At 58.2% G+C, this 4719-nt stretch carries 6 protein-coding genes; 2 read left to right on the top strand and 4 right to left on the bottom strand.

The annotated features are described in order from the left end of the window. Positions 1–865: Tn3 family transposase (locus J0I79_RS03425; RefSeq protein ID WP_292855322.1), on the top strand; the 865-nt coding region annotated here is incomplete at its 5' end. Positions 866–934: 69 nt separating this feature from the next. Next, on the top strand, positions 935–1999 hold the full coding sequence (locus tag J0I79_RS03430) for a short-chain fatty acyl-CoA regulator family protein (protein ID WP_366013685.1): 1065 nt from the start codon (positions 935–937) through the stop codon (positions 1997–1999). Between the two features lie 387 nt (positions 2000–2386). Here the strand turns inward: J0I79_RS03430 and J0I79_RS03435 are convergent, their stop codons facing one another. The 4 genes from J0I79_RS03435 to J0I79_RS03450 form a co-directional block, all read right to left on the bottom strand. Beyond that, positions 2387–2575 carry a hypothetical protein gene (locus J0I79_RS03435; protein WP_292855323.1) on the bottom strand — a complete coding sequence of 63 codons (189 nt, stop codon included), beginning with the start codon at positions 2573–2575 and terminating at the stop codon, positions 2387–2389. Between the two features lie 609 nt (positions 2576–3184). After that, positions 3185–3763, bottom strand: a complete 579-nt coding sequence (locus tag J0I79_RS03440) for a hypothetical protein (protein ID WP_292855324.1) — start codon at positions 3761–3763, stop codon at positions 3185–3187. Positions 3764–3816: 53 nt separating this feature from the next. After that, on the bottom strand, positions 3817–4563 hold the full coding sequence (locus J0I79_RS03445) for a CbtA family protein (protein WP_292855325.1): 747 nt from the start codon (positions 4561–4563) through the stop codon (positions 3817–3819). Positions 4564–4575: 12 nt separating this feature from the next. After that, the coding region (locus J0I79_RS03450; protein WP_292855326.1) for a CbtB-domain containing protein at positions 4576–4719 on the bottom strand (144 nt) is incomplete at its 5' end.

Below are 4719 nucleotides of genomic sequence, written 5' to 3' on the forward strand. Positions count from 1 at the left end.
CGGGCGGGACCCGATCGTCAAGATCTACACCACGATCACCGACAGATATGCCCCGCTCCATCAGAAGGTTATCGCCGGCACCGCAAGCGAGGCTGTGCATTCCCTGGACGGAATCCTGGGTCATGAGAGCGGCGTCGATATTGCCGCCTTCCATGTCGATGGCGGCGGCGTCTCGGATATCGTCTTCGCCGTCATGCATCTGCTCGGCCTGTCGTTCGAGCCCCGCATCCCGCGCCTCTCGGACCGCAAGCTCTATGCATTCGAACCCAAGGCAAAATACGGTCCTCTCGCGCCCTTGTTCGGCAATCGGCTGAACCCGCAGCTGATCCGCGCGCACTGGGACGAAATCCAGAGAGTGATCCATGCGCTGCGGCACAAGGTCGTCACGCCATCATTGATCCTGAGGAAGCTCTCGGCGTATCGGCAACAGAACAGTCTTGCCGCTGCATTGCGCGAGATCGGCCGGATCGAGCGTACGCTGTTCACCCTGCGCTGGTTCGAAGATCCTGATCTGCGCAGGCTCGTCACGACGGAACTCAACAAGGGGGAGGCGCGGAACTCCCTCTCCAGAGCGGTCGCCTTCCATCGTCTGGGGCGTTTCCGTGACCGCGGTCACGAAAACCAGTCAAGCAGAGCCGCTGCCCTCAACCTCGTCACGGCCGCCATTATCCTCTTCAACTGCCGCTACCTCGGGAGAATACTGTCGGAAACGAGGGCACGGGGAGCGAAGATTGAAGACACGATCACGGCCCGCCTCTCACCGCTGGGCTGGGACCACATCAACATCACCGGCGACTACATCTGGTCCGAAACCTTGCCGCTCGACACAGACGGATATCTACCCCTGCACAACAGTCCGGCATGACGCCATGCCTACCGTATATCTGTGTCCCAATAATGTACCGGTGCCAATTTCCCAGGTTTTACAGAAGCGATGCTTCGTCTCTATACAGCCTACAAGAGCGATCAATTTGCTTTGGCAGACCAGCAACAGGTGGGTTCGGCAGGCCGAGACGCCGCTAGTGATCCCGTCGCCGCCGTTCGCGTATTTCTTGCGGCGCATCGAAACTGCTTTCCCCATCTGGATGCTGCGGCGGAAAGCCTGGCTGCCCAGATTGGTCACGCCGGCGGGCTTCAGGCCTTCCTTAAGCAGCGACATGGACTGAACGTTAGACGTTTGCCGCAGGACATCATGATGGGATCGGTTCGGCGGCTTGATCGACACCGGCGAGAGATCTTGCTAGACGACGGTCTCGATGTCGCCAGTCAGCATTTTCAGCTGGCTCAGCAACTTGCTTACCTTCAAGTCGATGACGAAATTCGCAAGATTGTAGACTCTGGCGGCCTATCTTCGGATAACGCGTGCAAGCTCGCGCACCGCGCCTTGGCTGGGTATTTCGGAGCCGCGATTTTGATGCCTTACGCGCAGTTCGCAAAGGCTGCCGAGAGCAAGCGATATGATGTTGAGGCCATTTCGCGGCGGTTCAACACGAGTTTCGAGCAAACCGCACACCGCCTTACGACAATGCAGAAGCCGGGCCAGGAATGCGTGCCCTTCTTCTTCATTCGAGTGGACAGTGCCGGCAATGTCTCGAAGAGGCTCGACAGCGGCAACTTTCCTTTCGCGCGCCATGGAGGCGGCTGTCCGTTGTGGAGTCTGCACCAAGTATTCGCTTTGCCTAGGGCCGTGGTAACACAATGGTTGGAGTTGCCGGATGGCCAGCGATTTTTTTCGATTGCCCGGACCGTCAGCTCCGGAGGAGGCACGTATCCATCTGAGCGCGTGACACGCGCTGTCGCCTTGGTCTGTGAGGCCCATCATGCTGAGCGGATGGTCTACTGTGATCAAAAAAGCTCGCCAGTATTCACTCCAATCGGCATATCCTGTCGCCTATGCCACAGATCCACTTGCACATCGAGATCGGAACCGCCGATTGGCCGCAGCATACTGGCGGATGAATTTCGGCGCACCGAAGCTCCCTTTGGCTTCTCCGACTGAATAACGGCTGATCCCTTGGTCACCGGCTCCAGCTGGATCCGCCAGGGGACATACACTGGCCAATACGTCCGGGGTGAGCCACGGCGAAATGTTGGCCATGCGGCTCCGAATCTTGTGAATCGATAGGTCGACAGCCTTCGCTAGGCCGCGAAACAGCGCCATGTGATTGCTTGCCATGGTCGGAAGCCGCGCCATGTCGGCGATAGCAGGCACAAGCGCCGATGCCGTTTGGGTCGTCGGCAGCTTCGGCCATCGCATAGCCTGCGGCATGGCCGGCAGCGCCCGTCACAGAGGGCCGGATGACCTCCTCGGTCAGGAAGCGCAGGAATTCGCGATAGAGTTTCGGCCGCCAGTCTGCTTCGGGCCGCGGCAAGACGCCAAACCTGGCTAATCAATGCCCATTGTCTCAGATAACGTACCGAGCCGTTCCTGCAACGGCCGCATCTCCGCTCTGGTTGAGATGGAACTGAGAGCAGGCAACAGAAGCAGGCTCTCGCCTTTTCCGAAGCGTGTCAGGCCGATAGCAACCCGTTTGCCGTCCGCATTCCATTCAATGTATTCGTCGGTCCAGTCCATGCCTTTTTGCCGGCTTGCCCTTGGCCCGATTTTGGGGCCTCAACGGGTTTGTCAGGCTTGGCGGATTGAGGGGGGGCTGAGCTCGTTTGCGCTCGCCACCAACCGGGTCGCTAGCGGGAGCCTTAGAAATACACTAGTCACCTCGACGTCCCTTGATCGGGGAGGTGACCGGATGTTCGACGGCCTCGCGTGCAAGCCTCGCCGCGCGAAGTCGTTCAGTCTTTGCGATCCTCGCCGCCGCCTCTTGGTCGACTATGGCGCGGACCGCTTTTGTGGTCGCATCAATATTTGCGTCATCTCTAGGCGGCGTCGACTTGAACAGCTCTGGTTGGGGCACCTGCTTCATATTCTTTCCCCAGGAGGCCTGGTGGCTTGGCATCTCCAACGCGCTCATGGCCCGGCAACGACCACAGGCGCCGCTCTTCCTTTTCGCAGTGTCCGCGAATTGGTTTGGACCCAAGGGGCGCCAGTGGTGACGATCCCATCTGTTCCCGTGCGACGTGAAAGGCATGACTCCGGCAGCAAGTATCTTTCACCGCTGGGGGGCCGCGAATGATAACGCTGCCGACGTAACACTACAACTACGTACGACATCAAGCACGACGAATGCTACCAGCCACGACGAGGTTTGAACAAAACAAACACGCCGCCAAAGGCAACCACTGTAGCCCCCGAAAATGTCAGAAAGCTCGGCCAGTGAAACAATACGCCACGCCATTGAGGTTCGATGACCTTGCCAGTGCTGAACTGCTCGCCGCTGAATTGGCAAAGGACCCACGATGCCCCACTCAGAACCATGTCGGCATCGATTTCTGAAATGAGTTGCTGGGCTGCCTGCTTGGATCCCGGCATCGTCTTCATATGCTCGAGTATCGCCTTGGTCGCCGAAAGGTAGGCATGGCTGCACTCATTGAATGGGCTCTGCTCATCGGAGGTGCTGCCGGGGACGACACCCCAGAGACAGTAGGTATACTGAATGTTGCCGTAGTTCACCAGTCGGCGAAAAGTGAGATCGGTTTCGGTTTGCTCTGAGGCGAGTGCGAGAATATCTGATCTATAGCGGGCAATTACCGCCATTTGACCGTGGGTCAGACTGGGTATTTGAACTCCCGGAGCCCGCAGGCCAGAGCTGGTGCCATGCCCGAACGCCGCCGTCCAGTTCAATACCGTGATGGCGAAAACAAGCACGGCCCTGAAAGAACGGGCCGTGCTTGCTCGCGCTTCAGTCCGGGAGGACATAGTCAATGAGCCGCGTATCGATGTTTCCTGCCGCTCGTAGCTTTGCCTGCCAGATCGCGCTCCATGAGGATTCCCATGCCAAGACCGATCACCGTCCAGATGATCAGCTGGATTCCCATCGAGGCAGCCCGGAAATGCCACAGAACGACAGCGGAAAACTGTTCAGGAACTTCGTTGATATCCGGCAGCGCGAAATTCACGAGAGCGAAGATCGCGAGAAAAGCCGCGCCAGCAATCATGGAGGCGTCCCAGGCTCCATATCGCGTCCACAAGCGTTGCGCCAACCGCACTGAAAACACCATCGTCGCAATCGAGGCGACGAGCATGACGAAAAACAATTCAGTTCGATAAGCGATCGTTTCCGGATTGCCGACAGACGGAGGATTGGCCGGATATTTGACGCTGGGGACAAGGATCACGGCGACAAAGCCAAGCACCGCAATGACGGCTGCAGCGCCGCGCGGGCCGAGGGTGCCGAGCCTGCCGTTGGAGAATGCGAAAACCAGGGAAAAGAGGCCCCCAAGCGCAGTAGCGTAAACCAGCATGCCTGTTGCAAGACCAATCCCAGCCTGCGTGGATCTGCTGACGATTTCAGGACCGGGGGCCTCTCCCTTCGCCTGATCCATTAACTCCTCGAAGGCGATAGCCTTGTCGATTTGAGGCTCTCCGTAAATCCTGGCAAATGTAAATGCCAAGACCCCTGCTATCAGCCCGACAATCATGCCGCGCAACAAAATACTGCCGACCATCTCACTACCTCCTCAGTGGCAAGGGAAACCAAGCATGTGTCTGCCGTCATGCACGAATTCGTGCACGTAGTTGCTGGAAATAAGGGATGTCGCACCCTCTTCAGCGCCTACGAAATAGATCGACATCAGCATGAGCAGCCCGCCGAAGATTGCCCA

This window comes from Mesorhizobium sp. (assembly GCF_017306585.1).
GTDB lineage: Bacteria > Pseudomonadota > Alphaproteobacteria > Rhizobiales > Rhizobiaceae > Mesorhizobium.

Excerpts from the sequence above, each read along its gene's own strand:
- J0I79_RS03430 (WP_366013685.1), top strand. The coding sequence starts at position 935 with ATGCTTCGTCTCTATACAGCCTACAAGAGCGATCAATTTGCTTTGGCA.
- J0I79_RS03435 (WP_292855323.1), bottom strand. The coding sequence starts at position 2,575 with ATGGACTGGACCGACGAATACATTGAATGGAATGCGGACGGCAAACGG.
- J0I79_RS03445 (WP_292855325.1), bottom strand. The coding sequence starts at position 4,563 with ATGGTCGGCAGTATTTTGTTGCGCGGCATGATTGTCGGGCTGATAGCA.